At 57.8% G+C, this 21,306-nt stretch carries 21 protein-coding genes and 1 tRNA gene; 8 read left to right on the top strand and 14 right to left on the bottom strand.

What is annotated here, in order from left to right:
- The first annotated feature begins 1 nt into the window (after nucleotide 1).
- Nucleotides 2-640: a LysE family translocator gene (locus ACQKPC_RS25700; protein WP_427627245.1), complete on the top strand. Its 639-nt coding sequence runs from the start codon at nucleotides 2-4 to the stop codon at nucleotides 638-640.
- A 66-nt stretch (nucleotides 641-706) separates the two neighbouring features.
- Here ACQKPC_RS25700 and ACQKPC_RS25695 read toward each other — a convergent pair whose 3' ends face one another.
- Entirely contained in the window at nucleotides 707-1,948 is a 1,242-nt protein-coding gene (locus ACQKPC_RS25695; protein ID WP_427627243.1) for an OprD family porin, read from the bottom strand.
- A 120-nt stretch (nucleotides 1,949-2,068) separates the two neighbouring features.
- On the bottom strand, nucleotides 2,069-3,352 hold the full coding sequence (locus tag ACQKPC_RS25690; RefSeq protein WP_185022051.1) for an MFS transporter: 1,284 nt from the start codon (nucleotides 3,350-3,352) through the stop codon (nucleotides 2,069-2,071).
- Between the two features lie 276 nt (nucleotides 3,353-3,628).
- On the opposite strand from ACQKPC_RS25690, the gene ACQKPC_RS25685 reads away from it, so the two are divergent.
- The 6 genes from ACQKPC_RS25685 (at nucleotide 3,629) to ACQKPC_RS25660 (ending at nucleotide 9,194) form a co-directional block, all read left to right on the top strand.
- Complete coding sequence (locus ACQKPC_RS25685; RefSeq protein WP_008070207.1) at nucleotides 3,629-4,576, top strand: LysR family transcriptional regulator; 948 nt, start codon at nucleotides 3,629-3,631, stop codon at nucleotides 4,574-4,576.
- Nucleotides 4,577-4,667: 91 nt separating this feature from the next.
- A complete protein-coding gene (locus ACQKPC_RS25680) occupies nucleotides 4,668-5,471 on the top strand; it encodes a putative hydro-lyase (protein ID WP_427627241.1) in 804 nt (267 codons plus the stop codon).
- An 82-nt stretch (nucleotides 5,472-5,553) separates the two neighbouring features.
- Nucleotides 5,554-6,111 carry a hypothetical protein gene (locus ACQKPC_RS25675; protein ID WP_427627239.1) on the top strand — a complete coding sequence of 186 codons (558 nt, stop codon included), beginning with the start codon at nucleotides 5,554-5,556 and terminating at the stop codon, nucleotides 6,109-6,111.
- Nucleotides 6,112-6,852: 741 nt separating this feature from the next.
- Complete coding sequence (locus tag ACQKPC_RS25670; RefSeq protein WP_038982062.1) at nucleotides 6,853-8,082, top strand: type II and III secretion system protein family protein; 1,230 nt, start codon at nucleotides 6,853-6,855, stop codon at nucleotides 8,080-8,082.
- A 113-nt stretch (nucleotides 8,083-8,195) separates the two neighbouring features.
- Complete coding sequence (locus tag ACQKPC_RS25665; RefSeq protein WP_123494613.1) at nucleotides 8,196-8,906, top strand: tetratricopeptide repeat protein; 711 nt, start codon at nucleotides 8,196-8,198, stop codon at nucleotides 8,904-8,906.
- Between the two features lie 18 nt (nucleotides 8,907-8,924).
- The gene (locus tag ACQKPC_RS25660; RefSeq protein WP_427627237.1) at nucleotides 8,925-9,194 is read left to right on the top strand and encodes a DUF3613 domain-containing protein; all 270 of its coding nucleotides are present in this window, start codon (nucleotides 8,925-8,927) and stop codon (nucleotides 9,192-9,194) included.
- A gap of 522 nt (nucleotides 9,195-9,716) precedes the next feature.
- Here the strand turns inward: ACQKPC_RS25660 and ACQKPC_RS25655 are convergent.
- The 11 genes from ACQKPC_RS25655 to ACQKPC_RS25605 form a co-directional block, all read right to left on the bottom strand.
- A complete protein-coding gene (locus ACQKPC_RS25655; protein WP_427627236.1) occupies nucleotides 9,717-10,685 on the bottom strand; it encodes a type II secretion system F family protein in 969 nt (322 codons plus the stop codon).
- Nucleotides 10,686-10,714: 29 nt separating this feature from the next.
- On the bottom strand, nucleotides 10,715-11,701 hold the full coding sequence (locus ACQKPC_RS25650) for a type II secretion system F family protein (RefSeq protein ID WP_427627235.1): 987 nt from the start codon (nucleotides 11,699-11,701) through the stop codon (nucleotides 10,715-10,717).
- Nucleotides 11,698-13,131, bottom strand: coding sequence for a CpaF family protein (locus tag ACQKPC_RS25645; RefSeq protein WP_427627234.1), 1,434 nt, complete (start codon nucleotides 13,129-13,131; stop codon nucleotides 11,698-11,700). Before ACQKPC_RS25645 ends, ACQKPC_RS25650 begins: the two co-directional genes overlap by 4 nt.
- A 3-nt stretch (nucleotides 13,132-13,134) precedes the next feature.
- Nucleotides 13,135-14,355 (bottom strand): AAA family ATPase, encoded by a 1,221-nt coding sequence (locus tag ACQKPC_RS25640; protein WP_427627233.1) that lies wholly within the window; start codon nucleotides 14,353-14,355, stop codon nucleotides 13,135-13,137.
- Nucleotides 14,349-14,843, bottom strand: a complete 495-nt coding sequence (locus ACQKPC_RS25635; protein ID WP_427627231.1) for a TadE/TadG family type IV pilus assembly protein — start codon at nucleotides 14,841-14,843, stop codon at nucleotides 14,349-14,351. Before ACQKPC_RS25635 ends, ACQKPC_RS25640 begins: the two co-directional genes overlap by 7 nt.
- Entirely contained in the window at nucleotides 14,843-15,322 is a 480-nt protein-coding gene (locus tag ACQKPC_RS25630; protein WP_427627229.1) for a TadE/TadG family type IV pilus assembly protein, read from the bottom strand. Before ACQKPC_RS25630 ends, ACQKPC_RS25635 begins: the two co-directional genes overlap by 1 nt.
- An 8-nt stretch (nucleotides 15,323-15,330) precedes the next feature.
- Nucleotides 15,331-16,671, bottom strand: a complete 1,341-nt coding sequence (locus ACQKPC_RS25625) for a pilus assembly protein TadG-related protein (protein WP_427627227.1) — start codon at nucleotides 16,669-16,671, stop codon at nucleotides 15,331-15,333.
- 68 nt (nucleotides 16,672-16,739) lie between these two features.
- Nucleotides 16,740-17,552, bottom strand: a complete 813-nt coding sequence (cpaB, locus tag ACQKPC_RS25620) for a Flp pilus assembly protein CpaB (protein ID WP_427627225.1) — start codon at nucleotides 17,550-17,552, stop codon at nucleotides 16,740-16,742.
- Nucleotides 17,553-17,567: 15 nt separating this feature from the next.
- Nucleotides 17,568-18,902 (bottom strand): AAA family ATPase, encoded by a 1,335-nt coding sequence (locus ACQKPC_RS25615; protein WP_427627224.1) that lies wholly within the window; start codon nucleotides 18,900-18,902, stop codon nucleotides 17,568-17,570.
- Between the two features lie 2 nt (nucleotides 18,903-18,904).
- Nucleotides 18,905-19,435: an A24 family peptidase gene (locus ACQKPC_RS25610; protein ID WP_427627223.1), complete on the bottom strand. Its 531-nt coding sequence runs from the start codon at nucleotides 19,433-19,435 to the stop codon at nucleotides 18,905-18,907.
- A 28-nt stretch (nucleotides 19,436-19,463) separates the two neighbouring features.
- Complete coding sequence (locus ACQKPC_RS25605; RefSeq protein ID WP_427627221.1) at nucleotides 19,464-19,661, bottom strand: Flp family type IVb pilin; 198 nt, start codon at nucleotides 19,659-19,661, stop codon at nucleotides 19,464-19,466.
- Between the two features lie 410 nt (nucleotides 19,662-20,071).
- Between ACQKPC_RS25605 and ACQKPC_RS25600 the strand changes: the two genes are divergently transcribed.
- On the top strand, nucleotides 20,072-20,938 hold the full coding sequence (locus tag ACQKPC_RS25600) for a response regulator transcription factor (RefSeq protein WP_427627219.1): 867 nt from the start codon (nucleotides 20,072-20,074) through the stop codon (nucleotides 20,936-20,938).
- 231 nt (nucleotides 20,939-21,169) lie between these two features.
- Here ACQKPC_RS25600 and ACQKPC_RS25595 read toward each other — a convergent pair.
- Nucleotides 21,170-21,245: transfer RNA gene (locus ACQKPC_RS25595), tRNA-Gly, on the bottom strand.
- Between the last annotated feature and the right edge of the window lie 61 nt (nucleotides 21,246-21,306).

Here is a 21,306-nt window from a genome sequence, read left to right as displayed (position 1 = left end):
GATGTTTTCGAATTACCTGGGCGAGTTTCTGGCGCTGGCAACGATCCACTTTCTGGCCGTGGTCGCCCCCGGACCGGACTTCGCCGTGACCATCCGCCAAAGCGTGCGTTTCGGCCGCTTAGTGGGTATTTGCACGGCGCTGGGCATCGGCGCGGGCATTTCCGTGCATGTGCTTTACACCTTGCTCGGCGTCGGCGCGCTGATGCACACCACGCCCTGGTTGTTGACGGTGGCCAAGGTTGTGGGGGGTGCCTACATTTTGTACCTCGGCGTGAGCCTGATACGCAGCAAACCCAAATCAGCGATTGAAGGCGACAAGGGTGCAGAGGCGTCAACTGAACGGCAGACCTTGTTCAGGGCCTTCAGCACGGGATTTCTGACCAATGCCACTAATCCCAAGGCCACGCTGTTTTTCCTGGCGATCTTCACGACCATCATCAGCGCCACGACACCACTGCAGATTCAGGCGCTATACGGGCTATGGATGTGTTTCGTGAACGCCTTGTGGTTCGTGATCGTGGCCCTGTTCTTTTCCAGCGCCCGGGTGCGGTTGCTGTTCATGCGCATGGGGCACTGGTTCGAACGAACCATGGGGGTGATCCTGATTCTGTTCGCTGGCCGGTTGATTCTGTCGATGTAAAACAAACGGCCCGCCAGTCTGGCTGGCGGGCCGTCGATATCATTTCTTGTTCGATAACCCAGACATTTACCAAAGCGCCAGGGTATAGCTGACGATCAAGCGATTCTCATCCAGATCATTGCCAAAGTTCGAACGCACCGACGCGTTGCGCCATTTAAAGCCCAAGCCTTTCAACGTACCGTCCTGCACCACGTAAGCGATATCGGTGTCGCGCTCCCATTCCTTGCCTTCACCCGCAGCACTGCGCTGCACGTTATCCCCCGAGATATAGCGGGTCATAAAGCTCAACCCCGGCACACCCAATGCGGCGAAGTTATAGTCGTAGCGCGTTTGCCAGGAGTGTTCGTCAACGTTGGCGAAGTCATTGATCTGCACGAAGTTGACCAGGTACGGATCGCTGCGTCCGATGTACGGAAACGGATCGTCGCCGCTCATGCGCTGGTAGCCGAAGCCCAGCGCGTGACCGCCGCGACTGTAGGTAAACATCGCACCGAGAGCCTGGTTGTCGAGGTCACGGAAGTTGCCATCTTCGATGCTGCGCGCATAGCGCACGTCGCTCTTGAGCGACTGACCGGCTCCCAGATCCAGCAGGTGGACCAATCCGAGGTAGTTTTGCTGGTAGATGTTTTCCAGCTTGCCGTAGCGGTACTGCGCTGTCAGGTTCGGCAGGAATTGATAGTCAGCCCCGGCGAACTGGAATTTGTCGCTTTGCCCGCCGATGCGATTGGCGGTCATGTCCTGATAGTCAGTGGAATCGACAAAGTTGATCTGCGTGAGTTGACCGGCGGTGAGCTTCAAACGGTCGATTTCCTGCACATTGACCAGGCCGCCTTTGAAAGTTGACGGCAACAGGCGAGTGTCGTTGGAGTTCACCACCGGATCCTTGATCTGCAACGTCCCCAGCTTCAGGGTGCTCTTGGACAAACGTACTTTGGCGGTCAGGCCCAACTCGCCATAGCGATCCTGCGAGCCACCCGACAAATCCGCCGGCAACAGATTGGTGCCCGCCGTGCCGCCGCCGGAGTCCAGTTTAAATCCGGCCATGCCCAGCGCATCCAGACCAAACCCCAGCGTGCCAGCGGTATAGCCGGACTCCATCCTCAACAGAAAACCCTGTGCCCATTCCTCGGCTTTGTCTCGCGAGCCGTCCTGGCGGAAATCGCGATTGAAGTAAAAGTTGCGTGCTTCCAGGCTGCCTTTACTGTCGGCAATGAAATCCGCCTGAGCGGCCGGTGCGCCGAGCAAGCTCAACCCGAGCAATGTGCCGACCGGGAGGTACAACCGTTGGGTGGAAAGCGAATAGTGCATGCCGTGCTCCTGTTTCGGACGCAAGCGAGCCCTCTCGGGGGCGTTGCGATCGCGGCCGATGTTTGTCGATTAGCAATGGATCAGCGACGTCTGGGCACAACGGCCCAGACGTGTCGGGGTTCAGGATTCGAGTTGTCGACCGCGGGTTTCCGGCAGGCTTAACGCGGCCAGAATCACCACGCCATAGGCACCGGCAGCGAAGATTCCGATCCCCGTACCAATCGGCAACGTTTCGCTCAGCGCACCGATGAACAACGGAAACAGCGCCGCAATGGAACGCCCGGCGTTATAGCAAAAGCCCTGGCCCGAACCGCGCATGCGGGTCGGAAACAACTCGGTCAGAAAAGCGCCCATGCCGGCAAAAATGCCCGAAGCGAAGAAACCCAACGGAAAGCCCAGCCAGAGCATCCAGGTGTTGTCGATGGGCAGTTGGGTGTAGGCCAGAACGATCGCCATGGAGCCGACGGCAAACAGGATGAAGTTCTTCTTTCGGCCGATGGCATCGGTCAGCAACGCACTGGTCACATAGCCGATGTAGGAGCCGACGATCACCATCGCCAGATAGCCGCCAGTGCCGAGTACACTTAGGCCGCGTTCGGTTTTCAGGTAGGTCGGCAACCACGTGGTGATCGCGTAATAACCGCCCAGCGCACCAGTGGTCAGCAACGAAGCGCGCAAGGTGGTACTGAGCATCCGAGGCGCGAAAATTTCGAAGAAGGCCCAACGCGAATCCTTTTCAGGCTTGGCCTTGCGCTCAATACAGGCCTGCTCGAAGGTGTCCGACTCCTTGACCAGTCGGCGGATTACCAATACGAATAGCGCAGGCACCAACCCGATCATGAACAGCGCCCGCCAAGCCTCTTCCGGCGGCAGAAAGCTGAATAATCCGGCATAGAGCAATGCCGTCAGCCCCCACCCTAGCGCCCATCCGGCCTGCACCATGCCCACTGCCTTGCCGCGATCCTTGGAACGAATCACCTCGCCAATCAGCACCGCACCCGCAGTCCATTCACCACCGAAACCAAAGCCCATCAAAGTCCGGGCCACCAGCAGTTGCTCGTAGTTCTGTGCCAGTCCGCAGAGGAAAGTGAAGAAGGCGAACCACAGCACCGTCAGTTGCAAGGTGCGCACCCGACCGATGCGGTCGGACAGTATTCCGGCGATCCAGCCTCCCGCCGCCGAGGCCAGCAGCGTACAAGTGCCAATCATCCCGGCATCGCCCTTGGAGATGCCCCAGGTGGCGATCAGGGTCGGAATAACGAAACTCAGCATTTGTGTGTCCATGCCATCCAGGGCATAGCCGATCTTGCAACTCCAGAAGGTACGCTTTTCATTTTTCGACAGGGGGCCGTACCAACTGAACGGGCCGGTGCGGCCCGAACCTGAAAGCACGTGGTCAGTCATGGTCTTTTCCATGGGAGTTCCTGCGGCAGCAAGCGAAGATGACGGACACGCCTCATTATTTTTTTGTGAAGGCGTTGTCGTGGGGGGCAGACGCAGTGGCTGCGTCGTGGAGCGGATTCTTCGCGCCAAGGCCAAACTGCGTCAAACGGGAAAAAAACGAGGTTATGCATAAGAAAATTTGATACCCCCGGCGACGAACTCTGGAGTAACAATTACTGCACCCCCACCACGGTTCTCTGTGGAAAAACAGTGAACGCCCCCCCCACGAGAACCGCCATGAACCTCAAATTTCTCGAAACCTTCGTCTGGGTCGCCCGCCTGCAAAGCTTCAGCCTCACCGCCGAGAAAATGTTCAGCACTCAGGCCGCTATCTCCAGCCGGATTGCCTCGCTGGAAGAAGAGTTGGGCCTGCGTTTGTTTGTGCGCGATTCGCGCGGCGTGTCGCTGACGCTCGAAGGTCTCAAGGTGCTCGACTACGCCGAGCAGATGCTCGAGGTTCAGCGAGCGTTGAAACACTCACTGGATAACACCAACCCGCAACAGGGCCTGGTGCGCATCGGTGTGATGGATACGGTGATCCATACCTGGCTCAGCCCGTTGATGTCGACCTTGATGCAGACCTTCCCCGCCGTGGAAATCGAGATCACGGCCGACGCCGCACGCAATCTGTGCGATCAGCTGCAAAAGGGCTATCTGGACATCGTGTTCCAGACGGACCTGATCCGCCACGAAAGTGTGCGCAACCTCGAACTGGCGCACTACCCCATGCACTGGATCGCCGCCAGTAACTCAATCTATGCCCGCCCCTATGCCTCACTGGCCGAAATGGCCAGTGAGCGCATCATCACCTTCGTCAAAAACTCCCGGCCGCATCAGGATGTACTCAACCTGCTGCACGCCCACGGCATCAGTACGCCACGCGTCAGTTGCGTCAACTCGGTGTCGGCCATGACCCGGCTGATTCGTGACGGCTTCGGCATTGGCGCCTTGCCGGCCGCGCTGGTGGCCAAGCCCTTGGCCAGCGGCGAGCTGATTCAGCTGGAACCAGGCACTCGCTTGCCGCAGCTGGATGTCGTGGCTTCATGGCGCGCCGGCGTCGGCCTGGAGTTGATCGAAAGCATCGTCGACATGAGCCGCCAAGTGGTCTCCCAATACGCTGCGGATGTCGGCCCGCTTCGAATGGTTCCGGCACCCGGTCTCAACAGCCGACGGTCCCTTGAATAACTTTTAGTTGTCGGGGGGTAACAACATTCCTGGTTGGACGGCATCGTCATGGTTTTCTAAAAAGGGTCATCGAACCTGAAGAGATGCCGTGATGAGCCAACCCACCCTGTCTTTCGAACAACTGAGGCACAGCGCTCCACTGGCCCTGCGCCAATGCATCGCTGCCGGACAATATCAGGGCCACACCAGCGGCTTGGCCCAAGGGCGGGTGCAAGCCAATATCGTGATTCTGCCCAATGATTGGGCTAACGAGTTTCTGCGGTATTGCACGCTCAATCGTCAGGCTTGCCCCGTGCTCGACGTTACCGACCCCGGTGATCCGTATTTTCGCAATCTCGGCACAGCCATTGATATCCGCCACGAGGTGTCCCGATACAGGGTCTATCGCCATGGCGAACTGAGCGAAGAACCGTCGGATATCGAGCATTTGTGGCAGGACGATCTGGTGGCCTTCGCCATCGGTTGCTCGTTCTCCTTCGAGCAACCGCTGCTGGATGCCGGCATCGCCCTCAGGCACATCGATCTGGGGCGCAATGTTGCCATGTACCGGACGAACATAGACACTCGCCCTACCGCTCGCCTGAGCGGCAAGCTGGTGGTGAGCATGCGCCCGATGAAGGCCGCCGCGGCGATCCAGGCGATCCAGATCACCGCACGTATGCCCAACGTCCACGGCGCGCCCGTGCACATTGGTGATCCGGCGCTGATCGGCATCGATTCACTAGGCAGCCCGGACTACGGCGATGCCGTGCCAGTCGAAGCCGACGAAATCCCGGTATTCTGGGCCTGCGGTGTGACCCCGCAATCGGTGGTGCAAACTTCGCGTCCGCCACTGTGCATCACCCACGCTCCCGGCTGCATGCTGGTAACGGATGTTTTGAATAGCGCTTTGTAAATGAGTGCGGGCTCGCGTGGCATAGTAACGTGAGCCTCGGATAAGGATGTTCTCAACCTGATAGGGATTCGACGGACAAACAATGAACACTGCTCAACAATCGATTCAACAGTACATAAAAGCCAAGGACAGTAATCGCCCACATTTGTTACGCCTGGCCTTTGCGCCAGACGCGATACTGGACATGGTCGTGCACACCGGATCTATCTCGTTTCCACCCCACGTTGAAGGCCTCGGATCTATCGGCGATGTACTCGTCAGGCGATTCGGCCAGACTTTCGAAAACGTCTATACCTTTTGTCTGGGACGTCCACCTGAACCGCAGGCCAAAACATTCCAGTGCAAATGGCTGGTCGGCATGTCCGACAAAAGCGGCGGCGAAGGCCGAGTCGGTTGCGGTCTGTATGAGTGGCAGTTCAGCCCCGAGTCGGGGCTTGTCGAGAGGCTCACTATCACCATTGAGCACATGAAAACCCTGCCAGCGACTGATCTGCACTGCATCATGGAGTGGGTATCGCATCTGGATTACCCATGGTGCAGTTCGCAAGCCTTAGTGAGCAATGCTCCTGATATAGACACGCTTGAAGAGGTGATCCAGTACCTTACGGCCAAGACGCCAACCTGCACTTCGCAGGTGTAGAGCGACACAATCAGTCGTATTCAGCTTCCTTGTAATATCCCCTCAGACGCCATTGTTAGGTTTGGTCAGCATCCGAAAAGTACAAACCGGCACGCCTGAAAAGACGCCACTCAATGAGTGGCGTTTTTGTGAAATATGCAGCGCAAAACCCAAAGAAAAACTCGCAGGACCGTAAAGCACCCCTTATTTCATCAGCATCCAGCGCAATACCAATGATTGCGCGGCCTGACCGTGGCTTTCAGAAAAAAACCAGTATCTGTATCGAAAGTTTTCGTTCAAAGCATGGCGCTTTGCCTTGGTTGAACTACCTTTCAAACAAGAAGAAGACATAACGGTTCGAAATGCCACGTTAGGTTCAGCGATCAGATAGCGGATTGGCAAAAGGAGTTACCTCACTATGATCCTGACAAGCGTTTTCCGGCTCAGTGCGTTAATTGCCGGTTGCTTTTTAGGGGAGTCAGGTCGGCGCAAAGTGCCGTCTTTAGCTGCTGCTGTCGAGCCTGCGTATATCGTTCGGGTTGACAGCCCTGGCATCTGGATCACTAAAAACCGTTATAGCGAAGGTCGCTCGTTGTTCCGTCAGAACAGCGTATTGCAGTTGCTTGCATGTAGCACCACGGAATATTGCCGGAGCCATTAGTCAGGGGCCTGGCGGGGTAGAGGGCCGACCAAGGCCCCTTGTAGTGATCCGAGGCAACCTGGTTTTGCCTCAAAGATGGCTATTCAGCGAGGATGCACTTAATGAGCTATCGTACCGTGCCCGCTTTCAAGCGAATTATCCATGGTCTGTTCTGGACGGGCCTCAGCGTGAATGCGGCTCAGGCCGCGCCGGCCAATTGTTCGCAACTGGATAATATGCCGACAACGTTTGAGGTCGGCCAGGGGCTTCAGAATGAACTGCGCGTCCCCGTCCCGGTGACACAGCTGGCAGTCGGCGATCCGAAAATCGCCGACGTGCAACCCAGCGGCAACAACCCCAATGCCTTCTTGCTCACCGGTATGGCGCCGGGGACCACCAGCCTGATGGTCTGGACTGCCTGTTCGACAACGCCGCGCCAAAGCATGGTGTTCGTCAAGGGCAAGGCCACCGCGGCGCTCACTAGCGTCTCGACAGTGCCTTCCGAAGATCCGCTGTTGCCGATCCAGGTGCAAACCGACATCCGCTTCGTTGAAGTCAGCCGGACCAAACTCAAGGAAGCCAATGCCTCGATTTTTGGCCGCCAAGGCAACTTCCTGTTCGGCTCACCGAGAACCTTGCCCACCGTCGGCGGCATTGTCACGCCGTCGGTGCCGGTGAACAACGGCATGTTCAACTTCGCTTTTGCGTCCAGCGATACTCTAGTGTCGATCAACGCACTGGAAGGCAGCGGTTTCGCCTACACCCTGGCACGGCCAAGCCTGGTCGCGCTCAGCGGGCAGAGTGCGAGCTTCCTGGCCGGTGGTGAAGTGCCGATTCCAGTGCCCAGTTCCGGCAGCGATAACGTGTCCATCGAGTACAAGGAATTTGGTATTCGCCTGACCCTGACGCCGACCATCATCGGGAAAAACCGTATCGCGCTGAAGGTGGCGCCGGAAGTCAGTGAACTGGACTTCACCAACGCCGTAAGCATCGCCGGCACCATCGTTCCGGCGCTGACCATTCGACGTACCGACACCAGCATCTCCCTGGCCGACGGCGAAAGCTTCGTCATCAGCGGCCTGATCAGCACCCGCAACAGTTCCCAGGTGAACAAGTTTCCGGGGCTGGGCGATATCCCGATTCTGGGCGCGTTCTTCCGCGACAACAGCGTCAACCGTGAAGAGCGTGAACTGCTGATGATCGTTACCCCGCATCTGGTCCAGCCACTGGCTGCCAATGCACAACTACCGTCATTGCCTGGCGAACAGCTGCGCAATTACGACCCGAACTTCTACCGTATGTTCTTTCTTGAAAATGGCGACTTCGACAGTCGTTCCGGGCTCTCGCAATGAGCCTGAATCAGACTTGCCTCGACCTCACTCGTAACGGTGATCTTGAACGCTTGCCAAGCCAGCTTTATTGCCATTGGCCAGGCGTTCAACGTGTTGTAGCCAGAGGACACTCGATGAAAGCAGTCATTGCAATAGCGGCGACAATCATGCTCACAGGTTGTGCCAGCAATGGCTTGTCGTCGCGACCGGCTGAGTGTGCCAAGCCCGCTTCGGATCAAGAGCTGGCCCTGAGCTTGGCCGATAACATGGTCAATGAGGGCCGTTTGTATGCCAGCCTGGCGAATCTGGAAGGTTTGCCCGACAACCTGGTTCAGGTTCGCCTGCGCAAGGCTCGGGTACTGCGCTTGATGGGGCGTAACGAGGCAGGGCCGTTGTATCAAAGCTTGCTCGGCACCTGTATGGCCGCTGACGGGGAACATGGCTTGGGCCAGTTGGCCGCGGCCAAAAATGATTACGCCAACGCTACCACTCACCTTGAGCGTGCGGTGAAGATGGCCCCCACCGACGAAAGGATGCGCAATGACCTGGGGGTGGTCTACCTCAATCAGCGACGGATCCCTGAAGCACGCTTTGAGTTCATGACCGCCATGGAGCTCAAACAGTCCAATTCACTGGCGGCAATCAATATGGTGACGCTGCTGATCTATCAGGATAACTGGAAGGCAGCTTCCGAACTCGTGACCCGCGCCAGCTTAAGCCCTCAGCAAGTCGCAGAGGCTCAAACCCGCGCGGAAAAGCTCAAGGCTTCTGCTAAAAAAGCAGTGGCATCCGAGGGGAATCGCAGAACTGAGGTAGCCGCTGCCTCATCCAGTGCGACCAAGTAAAACGTACGAGGAGTCGAGATGAATACCAAGAGGCTGTTGATCGTGTGCATGGCTTGCCTGTCCACCAGTGCCTGGGCTTTTGAACCAGGCCCCTCTTCGAAGGAGCAAAAAGGCACCGAGCAGTGGATGCAGCTACAGATTCGCGGGATAGTTGCTTCACCCAAACTGCAAACCGCTTCGGCCACCGAACGTGACCTGGCCATGCAGCGTTGGATCAATAGCTTCAGCTACCCGATTCCGCAGTTTTTTGACCAGGATGCTGCGGGAGAGATGCCTAGCAGTAATTGAGGCGCATCAACGGGTGATCAGCCTCTGACATCGTCTAAAGTGGCCTGGCTGCAAAGCCGGGCTAGATGTCGTATGCAGGAAAGCATTGGCATCTACACATTATCCAAGCTTGGCCAGATTACCCTGGAGCTGCCGAAGACTGCGATCTTTTGCTCTTCAGCGATCCCTCGGCCATCCAAATAAAAAGATCGCCGGCTTCGCCAGTTCCTACGTCTGACCGAGTCGGTGTTCCTGAAAGGGGTATCAGGCAACCATCGATTCCGCCTGATCAGCCTGTCATCGAGCGTATCGCAGCAATCAGCGCCAGGTCGTGATCAACCGATGTATACAAATCTCTGTAGGAGCGGCCGCAGGCTGCGATCTTTTGATTCAGAGACTTGGGCAACGAATTGCCTGTCATCAAAATCAAAAAATCGCAGCCTGCGGAGTTCTTTCGAGGAGGTGTAGATCTATGGCTGGACGTGCAAATCAGGTTCAGGAGACAAGGCCATCTGACTCGACAGCACATGCCTCCTGTTCATTTCAAAGCTTCCCGAATGCTCTGAGCACTCCGATCAACGGAGGGCCCACGGCTACCAGAAAGAAGCTCGGCCACAGACAGAAAATCAACGGGAATATCAGCTTGGTACCGATTTTCGCCCCCGCTTCTTCGGCGGCCTGCGTACGCCGGTCACGGAACTCATCGGCATAGATGCGTAGGGTATCGGCCACGCTGGTACCAAAGCGGATGCTCTGCGCCAAGAGGCTGACCAGCCCTTGTATCTCCTCCAGTCCGGTGCGCACAGCCAGTTGCTTGAGCGCTTCTGTACTGGGAACACCAGCGCGGATTTGCGCATTGACCAGCGCCAATTCCTCAGCCAATTCAACTTGGCTGACCGACATTTCCTCAGCCACCCGCTCAATGGTCTGCGGCAATGCCAGACCCGACTCCACACAGACCACCATAAGGTCTAGGGCGTCCGGAAAGGCCGCACGCAGTCTGCCCTGTCTAGCCTGCTTGCGCTTTTCGACATAAATCGCTGGCAGCAACCACCCGGCAGCAGCAGCCATTGACACCAGCAGCAACCCCATACTCAGAGAAACCCTGGAGAACATCGGCAACAACAGCAGAGCAATGCCAACCGATATCAGTGGCAACAGCAAGCGCACCGCCCAGTACATCTGTACCGCCGACTGTGAGCGGTAACCGGCGTGCATCAACAAGGTTTGGGTGGCGGACGTATGAGCCGTCCCTGTCGAGCCAAAGCGTTGGCCGACCCGCTCCAGCAATAATTGCAGATTCCCCGGCGCGTCCTGCCCAGCGATACTCCCTGAATGACCGCGCTTGATCAGCGCCAGACGACGCTGCACCGGATCCTGCAGCCCCAGCACCAGCAACACCACAGTAACGGCCGCGAGCACTGCACTTAAACCCATAGCACTGACGAACAACATACGCGCCAGCTCCGCATTACCCACCACCCGACTTAACAACCCGAGCAAATAGTCCATGACCTGCACCTCCGCGAAACGAATACCGCTTAAACCTGAATCCGGATGACTTTGCGGATCCAGAGAATCCCGAGCAACATGGCGCCGAAAGCCCCGATGATCAACTTGTGGCCAAGCGGATCATTGATCAGCAAAGGCATATAACTGGGGGTTGTGACCAGGATCACCGCAGCCAACACGAACGGAATGGCCACCAGCACCCAAGCTGACATGCGTCCTTCGGCCGACAAGGTTTTGACCTTGCGCTGGAAACGGAAGCGCCCTCGGATCAGACAACTCAAACGCTCCAGCACCTCGGTCAGATTACCGCCGGTCTCGCGATGAATAAGGATCGAGGTCACCAGCATCATCACCGTCATGCTCGGCATCCTCTCCAACAGGCCGAGCATGGCCCGACGTACATCGTTGCCATAGTTGATGTCGGCGAAGGTCAGGCCGAACTCTTGAGCCACTGGTCCCTTGTGCTCCTCAGCTACCAGGCGCAGGGTTTCATTGAATGGATGCCCGGCTCGCAGGGCCCTGCACATGGCATCCAGCGCATCAGGCAGGCCCTCCTCAAACGCAGCGAAACGTTTGCCACGGTCACGAGAAATTTTCAGCATAGGTAACCAGAACACCCCAAGGCTCGCCATCAACGCCATCCACCAGATTGACGAGACCATCCAGATCAAGATACCCGCCCAGATGCCCAGCACCAGACCGAGCAGTAATACCCGATAGGCCCGGTATTCGTGCCCGGACTGCTCAATCATTTGCGTCAATGTTCCCATAAACGGCAGCTGCTCAAGCCTGGCCTCCAGAGGCGACAAACGTGTCAGGTACTTCTGCCTCAACACCGTCTGCATGTTGGGCAAATTATTGGCTTTCTCCAGTACATTCAGACGACCGCGGATGCGCTTGCGCATCTTGCCGGCCTCGCCGAACACCGGCACCACCAAGCCTTGGGACAGGAGGAACACGGCGATAAACACCATGCCTAGGAAGATCAGAATGAATTCACCAGGAATATGGCTCATGACTGCCGTGCCTCCATCCATTCAGGCCTGAACATCGTCAGCGGCAACTCGATGCCGCGCTTGGCCAACACATCGCGGAAGGCCGGGATCATGCCGCTGGGGCGATAATCGCCGAGCACCTCACCGTTTTCACCCATGCCTTGACGCGCAAAGGAGAAGATTTCGGTCATGGTGATGATCTCGCCCTCCATGCCGTTGATCTCTTGCACGCTGACCAGGCGGCGCTTGCCGTCCTCCTGACGTTCCAGCTGGATCACCACATCGATGGCTGACGCGATCTGCTGCCGCATGGCCTTGATCGGGAAAGTCGCCCCGGTCATCGACACCATGTTTTCGATTCGTCCCAACGCATCGCGCGCGGTGTTGGCGTGGATGGTGGTCAACGAGCCGTCGTGGCCGGTGTTCATCGCGGTCAGCATGTCCAGCGCCTCGGCGCCGCGCACTTCGCCGATCACAATGCGGTCCGGGCGCATCCGCAGACTGTTGCGTACCAACTCCCGCTGACTCACCTCGCCTCGCCCCTCGATATTCGAAGGCCGGGTTTCCAGGCGTACTACGTGGGGTTGCTGCAGTTGCAGTTCAGCCGAGTCTTCGATGGTGACGATCCGTTCGTTTTGCGGAATGAAACTGGACAGCACATTGAGCATGGTGGTCTTGCCGCTGCCGGTACCGCCGGAAATCAACACGTTCAAGCGTCCACGGACAATCGCCTTGAGCAACAGGGCAATGGCCGGGGTCAATGTCCCCACCGAGATTAGGCTGTCGGTATTGAGCAGGTCCACCGCAAAGCGGCGAATCGACATGCTCGGGCCGTCGATGGCCAGCGGCGGGATAATTGCGTTCACCCGCGAACCGTCCTTGAGCCGGGCATCCACCAACGGTGAAGACTCGTCGATACGACGACCCAGGCTGGAGACGATGCGGTCGATGATGTTCAGCAAATGCTGATCATCGCGAAAGCGCACATCGGTCCGTTGCAGTTTGCCGAAGCGCTCGACATAGACCGAGGCATGGCCGTTGACCAGAATGTCGGACACGCTGTGATCGGCCAGCAACGGTTCCAAAGGACCCAAGCCAAGCACTTCGTCAGTGATTTGCTTGATGATCAACTGGCGGCTGACAGAACTCACCGGCGCCGAATGCTCATCGAGCAAGCGCTGGCAAATATCGCGAATCTGCCGCGTGGCCTCGGCCTGTTCAAGGGAGTCCAGCAAGGACAGGTCCATGACCTTGAGCAACTGCTGGTAGATCTTTTCCCGCCACTCGGCTTCCACCGGGGTAACCTGGCTTCTGGTTTCGTAAAGAACGTCCGGCGCCGCACGTTCCCACGCCATTATTTCCTCTGCCGGGTCCAGCAGGTCCTCGGTCGCCGACGATGAGGCGGGTTTACCGGACTGTTTGCGCAAGCGGTTACGAAAGTCGCTGATCATGGGTCATCCCCCGAAAAAACGGTTGAAGGCGCGTTTGAGTAAGCCTTTGTTCCCGGCTACTTGTTGACCGACCAGGTCCTCGGTCATGTCGCGCAGAGCGGTAGTAATCGCTGCCCTCGGCGCATGCAGCCCCAACGGCACGCCAGTGTTCTGACTCTGGCTGACCAGGTTGAAGTCGTTGGGTAATTTCGACAGATTGGTGCAGCGCAGCGCCTCGCCGATGTCTTTGAGGCTGATGGCGGCTGCCTTGTCATAGCGGTTGACCACGATCTGCAATTGATCGCCGCGCACACCCAGGTCATCGCGAAGAATTCGCACCAGGGAGCTGGCATCGCGCAGATGACTGACACTCTGCTGCACCACCACGTACACCCGATCCACCTGTTCCAGCACCGAGCCGGTGAGGTGGTCGATTTGCCGCGGCAGGTCAATCACCACCCAGTCATAGCTGGCGCGGGCCAGTTTCAATAGAGCATCAAGCTGTTCGGGCTGGGCATCTTGCGGCAGGCACAGCTCACCGGCCCGGCCACCCAGCACATGCAAGGTCGGGCTGAAGTGACTGCAAAAACCGCGTAACGCGACGCTGTCCATGCCGTCGATCTGATGCAACACCTCCAGATGGCTGTGGGTCTGCGCCACATCCAGGTAATGCGTCACGCTGCCAAACTGCAGGTCCATGTCCAGTAACAGAGTACTGCCGCCCTTGGCGCTGAGTTGTTGGGCCAGGTTGCAGGCGAGCAAGGTTCCGCCAGAGCCGCCCTTGGCACTCATCACGGCGATCAATTTGCCTTCTGTTCCACTGCCAGTCCGAACTTCCATGACCAGCCGATTCAAGGCGGCAACCAGTTCGGTCTCGGCAATGGGCTCGGGCAGCACGTCCCGGGCGCCGGCCTGCATCGCCAGGCGCATGCCTTCCTGTTCGCTCAGCAGACCGCAGACCAACATCGGCGGACGCTCATGAGCCGGGTGCAGCAACAGCGCCGCCAGCTCTTCGCGCCACAGGTGGCTGACGCGCAACAGCAACAGATCGGGCATCCGGTCCAGACCGTAGAGCGGGTCGACATGTCCATTACTCACCAGGCGAGTGCTCACCTCCAGGCCGGGCATGCGTTGGCAGACACTCTGCAGATCGCGCAAAGAGGTGGCATCGCGACTGCTGATCAGCAACCGGAGCCCGGTTTTGCCGGTCGAGGTGGAGAGCGGCGTTTCCTTGGTATTCAGCATGGTGTGATCTCCCCGGAATCGGAATGACGCCCAAGGCTTTCGCGTGGCAACGTTGCCCTGAATGTGGGCAAGGTAATGGGCACGCCGAACCCGGGAATGAACAGATTGAAAACGAAGTTTTGCAGGTTCAGCTGGACATAGCGGATGGCACGAAAACCGTTGACTCCACTCGTGTCAGCGGGGTTGGCCACCAAAGCACCGTTCACATCCAGATAGGTCAGCGTCAGGTGGGTGGTGGCCAGATCGGTGATCAATTGGCTCGTCCCTGTATCGCCCGCGGCATTGAAGATCGCCCGCTGCAACACTATCGGATCGCTGATATTGCACACCGCCGCCAGGCGCGCACCACGCCGTACGGCTTCATCCAGCGCGTTGACCGTGAAGTACAGGCGGCCCATTTCCAACACGGCGAACAACAGCGTGAACACCAGCATGCCAATGATGGCGAACTCCACGACATAGGTACCGCGCATGCGTTTGCGATTCATCACAGTGCCCTCATGACAGTGGTGGCGACCAGCGGAATGCTCAGCGCAATCTGATTACCAAAAAACCCCGGTATCGTTCCGGCACAACTGCCACCGCCAATCACCGGGCAGAACGTATAAGTGATGGTGACCCGTACATGGTCAGTGCCCACCGTGACGACATCCACGTTGGCAGTCGTCAATCCTGACACCACAGCGGTCCCGGTATTTGCAGGCACGCCATAGACCGCGACATTTCTCGTCTGGGCCTTCAGCGCATCGCTCAGAGCGACAGCGCCAAGCGTCGAGTTCCAGGCCTGGCTGGCGACGAAACGGTCGGCATCGCGGCTGGCTTGCAGCAGTACGTTGTACTGGTAGAGCATGCGGCCGAACTCGCCGAGGGTCAGCAACAGCAGGAGCAAAAATGGCAAGACCAGGGTGAACTCCACCATTGCCACGCCTTGCTGGCTCTGCGGTTGTTTAAACGTTTGAAGTCTCATGACGCCCCCTACGAGTCAGTGCTCGGAGTGCCGCTGCCGTTGAGATAGGTTTTGTAGAGCTGGATGATCTGCGGGCCGGAATCGTTCGACGGGTCAGGACCGGACACATTGTCACCTTCGCACTCTTTCACAAACTGTCCGAAGATCTGCGCTTCGGTGCCGCCCCCGTTCATGGGCTGCACCACGAAATAACAGCCAAAACCCAGGACAGGGATCGAGGTTGAACCGCCCTGTTTCCCGGTGCATTCACCCACCACGATTTTCAGCATCCGGCGCTCGAACACCCCATTGCTCTCACAGCCACTGCCGGTCCCTGCCACGCATGCGGCCACGCTGGCACGCCAGTCGTTGTAATCCATTATCGCCTCGCCACCCGCCGTAAGATTGCCATCGCTCGATGTGACAGGCTGCCCTTTGTATTGCGCTTGTGCCGGGGTAACTGAATCGTTGTAAGTAATCTGAGGGTTGCTGGACGCGGTCACCAGATCTGGCGGGTAGTTCGAAGCGCTGACCGGACCGTTGTAGATGCCAAAGCGTGTATTCAGGCCTTGAGACGCAGGGCCGACCTTGTTGCCAGGCGCGGTTTGGACATTTTGCCCCACGTTGCGACAGACCGAGCCGCCTCCAGCCAGGTCGTCCCTGACCGTGCTGCCGCCCGAGCCGAAATCGAGCAACTGGAAGTTGCCTGGGCCAATGGGGGACGAATTGCCGGCAGCCGACTTCAATACTTGCAAATCACCAAACTGGAAACCCCAGAACATGCCGGCGTCAGGGTCGTATTGGGTCGCGTCGCCACAGATCATCAACGGGGCGAGATCACACGGGCTGGTAGGGCTGGGTCCAGCGGTGGCGATTGCCGCCACAGCTTTGGTCTCCAGGCCGCCAAATGACTGGGCGAAGTTCCAGAAAAATCCCGTCAGGTTATAGCTCGGTACAGATACCCGAACGTATTTTGCATCCGTCGGCCCTGGGTAGGAGAACGGGCCATAGACGCTACTAGCCAGTTCCACAACAGCGAATCCACCTACGTTGCCGGCGATGGCCGTTGCCAATTCGTCGTTACCCGTGGCATTGGCATTTTGCGTCAGCGTATTGAGCGCGGCAGTCTGCGTCGCGCTGGCAGTGTTGCCCCCCCCTGCCACCTGACTCAGGGTTTTGGCACCACTCAGGGCGGCGGCGTCCACCGCATTCTGTAGGCGCGTCTTGTTCAGCAACATGTGTCCGCCGTCCAGAGTCAACGCCGCCATCATGAGCATCGCTGCCAACGTGATCGCCATCAATATGCTCACAGCCCCTCTCTGGCGCCTTGGCGTCGCAGTGAACGGCCGTTGAATATGGGGATTCATCATCTCGTCCTCATTTGCCGATGCTGATCCGGATCGGCTCCGCCAAAACCATGGTGCCCGGTTGCGCTCTGTCAGCGAATGTTAACTACTTTGGTTTCGATCCCACGGATAATGGTGATGGCACCGCCACCCTCGCCGCTGCTGCGGTGTACCACGCGTTTTGGCACCGTGGCGGTGGCCACTGCCATGACCGGCGGAGCGGCAGGTGCGATGACTGCGGTCTTTTTCTCGAGGTTCAGCGGGTTGCGCAAAGCCAGTTGCAACTTGCCTTCCGTCTGCGCCGTGACCAGGGTTTCTGCCTCGGCAGCCGACATCTCCAGCGTCACTGCACGCACCACCACTGGTTGGGTCTTGTCGGTACCTGCCGTCTGGTCCACCGCCAACACCCGCAAGTTCTCGAGGATGGTCTTGGACATGGCGTTGTTGCCGGTGCCATCAGTGCGCTTGGTTGCCAGTACATCGACCCGGTTACCCGGTAACAGGAACCCGCCCACACCGACCACGTCGTCCACGCGGACCGATATTGCACGTTTGTCTGTCGCAATCAGCGAGGCCAGGGTACTGCCGCCCAAATGCTCACTCAGACGCGCGCCACGCATGATGTCGCCCTTCAGGATGTCGAACGTTGCGATCTTGCCTACTGCCTTGTCGGTGGAGTCGAAGGCATCGTCCGGGATCGTGTCCATGGGCATGCGCATGGTCGTGACCTGCTGAGCCTCGACCATCTGCCCGAAGGGAATCTCTACCGTGGCGACCACCACACTTCGAAGGTGATCATCCGGCGTGGCATTGAGCCGTGCGCTCAGCCAGGAATCGGCCATCCATGCAGCCCCAAGGCCCATGACCAGGGAAATGCCTATCAGGGAAACAGTACGAGAGCTCATGTCAGTATCTCCGCTTCAAAGAAAGTCGAGCTGGACGAAATAGTTGTGCCAGGCCCATTCCAGCTCCTGCGGCGACAGGGCTCCGGAACCGCCCAGGTAACGCTGACGGTCGAGGGCCATATTCAGGAGATCGCGGGGATGGCAAGGCACCAGGGGCATGCCTTCACTTGCATAAAGCCTTTGCAATACATAACGCAGCAGCAGCGGGTCAAAAGGAATGCCCAGACGCTCGCTTTCCTGACGCCAGATCTTTTCGTACTCCTCAGGCTTCAGGTAACCGAACTGCAGCTTGTAGCCAATCCGGCGCAGGAAGGCCTCATCGGCCAGCTCCAGGGGATTGAGGTTGGTGGAAAACACCAGAATCAAATCGAACGGCAGCTCGCAATGCCGACCGCCGCCCAGATTGAGGAAGTCGCGCTTCTCTTCCATGGGTACGATCCAGCGATTCAACAGCTCGGCCGGAGCCATGCGCTGGCGTCCCATGTCGTCAATGATGAACAGGCCGTTACTGGCCTTGAGCTGCAAGGCGGCCTGGTATTGACGAGTGTAGGGGTCATAGCGAACGTCCAGCTGTTCCATGCTCAGCTCGCCGCCCGTAATGACAATCGGGCGTTTGCAGCACAGCAGACGACGGTCGATCCCTTCGTTGAGCATCAGATTGTTCGATTGACTGTTGTCATCCAGGCGCTGATGCACCTGCGGGTCATAAATCTCGATCACCGACTCGTTGATGACGATGGCATGAGGCACCCAGATCGCTTCAGCGAACAAACGAATCAGCCGACTGCTGACATACGTCTTGCCGGTACCCGCGGGACCATAAATCATGATCGCGCGCCCAGAGTTCAGCGCCACACCCAACTGATCGAGCATCCCCTCCGTGAGCACTACGCCCGCGAGGGCCCTGTGCATATCGTCGGCGTTGATGCGACCATGGTGAATGGTCTGGATTTTGATCAGTGAACGGTAAGTACTCACCGGGAAAGGTGCCGCACCGATATAGCCGCTACGTGACAGGGCATCTCGGGCGGCACTGCGACCCCGTTCGGTCAGGCCATAGCGCAGCATCTGCCCACCCGTCGATTGCGGCCCCATCTGGCCCAGCACTTCGACACGGCCATCCTTGCGCAGAAACGCCAGGACTTCTTCCAGTACAGCACCGGTCAGAGCCAGGCGCTCCACCAGCCGCGACATGTCCAGCACGCCGGCATCATGCAAATGTTTGCACACCAGCTCACCGAGAAAACTGTCGGTCAGACCGGTTTCGCGGATGGTGCATGGCTGAGGCGCCAGTCGTTGCACCGCTTCCCGCTCATTGGGGAAGGCATTAGTATCAACCATGACGTGCATGACTAATCTCCCAACCCACTGGCAACGAGTTGCCAGTAGATGCTGCCCAGAGTGCCGAGCAAGATTGCAACAGCGTAAGGAAAGGGCTTGCCGGCAGCCTCGTCCGCACTCGGCGCCAAGTAGGCCCGAGCCTTCAGAATCAGCCAATAACGCCCCAGGGTTTGCAACATCTGACCGTGCACCAGCACAATCAGAAAACCGCACAGGCCGCCGAATACCAGACTGTATAGCGCGGCCCACACTGCGTAATGAACCGGTAGGAAGCTGCCAACCATGGCCATTAACTTGACGTCGCCGGCGGCCATGCCACCCACGGCATACATGGGCAGAAACAGAGCAAAACAGATCAGGATGCCCAACAGCCCGTCACCCAATCCGCTTATTCCACCTGAATAAGTCTGACCGGCTAATCCCAAGGCCAGACCCACCAGGATCAGCAGGTTGGGAATGCGGTGGCGACGGATATCGCTCACCACCGCTATGCCCAGCAGCCCTATTAGCACACCAGTTGCCACCAGCTGCTCCATGGACATTGCAGCATCTCCCTATCGGAAATTATTGTTACGAGCAATTACCACCAGCACCAACGGCGGTGCACAAGGCCGTGATTTGGGTATGTACGGCCGTTCCGAGATCGGTGAATGCGAGGGCAACAGCTGCCGTAATCAACCCTCCCGCTACCGCATACTCCACAATGGTCAGACCATCTTCGTCTTTGACGAACTTCACTACCGAAGCCTTGATTGTTTGCATGATCATTTTGCCCACCTCACTCGAATGTTGTTTTTTCCGGAGGCAGTGCGTTCTGCTCTGCCTGGATGCAACACTAGTCAGGGGCAAGGCATGGGCGTTAGGAAGATTTTGCACATCACTAGGACTTTTTTGCGGGTGAGCCAAATACGGGTCATTGGCTCTTGAAGAAGTATTAAGAGGGGAAAAACGAGGGGTGGCAGGCAAAGGCGATTGCCATTGATTCACAAGCGACAAGCGGTTGATACCGGGTGTTGCCAAGCCACGTCAACAAACAGTTGCCCTAGACCGACTTCAGACAACACATAGAGCGAATAGAACTAACTTTCGCCTTTCTTATCAGTATTTATTCTGCAAAGTGATAGCACGTTAGCAATACTACTCACCGAGAACGGCACGAAGAACCGCAGAGTAGAGACATGACGTCCAATTTGACCAAAAGGCCATCGCTACTGTGGTTCGATCAGACCCACGATCGCTCCACCAAGGAACTCATCGCGCAGTTCGAGAGCGCCTGCGACTGCAAATTGGCGAAAAACTCCGTGTTGCCCCACGGGGAACAGGCGGACATGATCTGCATCCATTTTGATCGCCCCGACACGCCGGGCTTGAGGCTGTTGCTGGAGATCAAACGCACCACCCCCACCATCCCGATCACCATGTTCACCGTGCAGCACTCGGAAGAACTGGCTGTCTGGGCCATGCGCTCCAGTGTCTGGGAATACATGGTGCTCCCGCTCTCGGCCACCGAGAGGAAGCGCTATCTGACAGCAGTGGTGCAGCTGTGCGAGTTGCGCCGAAATGCCAACGGCCAGCGCCAGACATCACTTATCGATCACGCCCCGACCCTGCCGGACAGCATCCGGTTGACCGCGGGACACCAAAAACACCAGGCGCTGAGCAACATCATGCTGTACATCGATCAGCACTTTCGGGACAGCATCGATCAGAGGGATTTGGCGAAGCGCTGCGGCATGACGACCTTTCGCTTCAGCCGCCTGTTCAAGGAAGCCAATGGCGTTGGCTTCACCGATTACATCCTGGACAAGCGCATGAGCTTCGCCAAACAACTGCTCGACAATAGCCAGATGCCTATTACCAGCATCGGCTATGAGGCCGGCTTCAAGGATCCGTCGTACTTCGCTCGCGCCTTCAAGCAGTTCGTCAACTGCACGCCCAGTGAATACCGTTTGACCTGCCAACTCAGAGCGGTAGCAGCACAACCGGCGCTGGAGGATACAACCACGCAAGCGCTCGAAAGCCTGGTGCAAAGCCTCGGAAATTGAGAGTGTAATACCAGTTAAGCGCAATTCATGTGGGAGCGGGCTTGCTCGCGAAGGCGGTGTGTCAGGCGATATCAATGTTGACTGTGCCGCCGTCTTCGCGAGCAAGCCCGCTCCCACAGGTTCAGCGCCTTAACTGACTGGCATTACCCGAAGGTTTTTATTCCAATCAATGAACATGACAAATAACGCGCATAAAAAAACGCCGCTCAATGAGCGGCGTTTTTTTGAATTTGGAGCGGGAAACGAGACTCGAACTCGCGACCCCGACCTTGGCAAGGTCGTGCTCTACCAACTGAGCTATTCCCGCAAATGGCGTCCCCTAGGGGACTTGAAACCGGCCAACGGTGCCACGTGGAAGAACTTGAAGC

Origin of the sequence: Pseudomonas sp. NPDC089918 (assembly GCF_050280605.1) — a bacterium.
GTDB lineage: Bacteria > Pseudomonadota > Gammaproteobacteria > Pseudomonadales > Pseudomonadaceae > Aquipseudomonas.
Note: the sequence above shows the minus strand (reverse complement) of the source record. Positions and strands in the feature narration are given on the sequence as shown.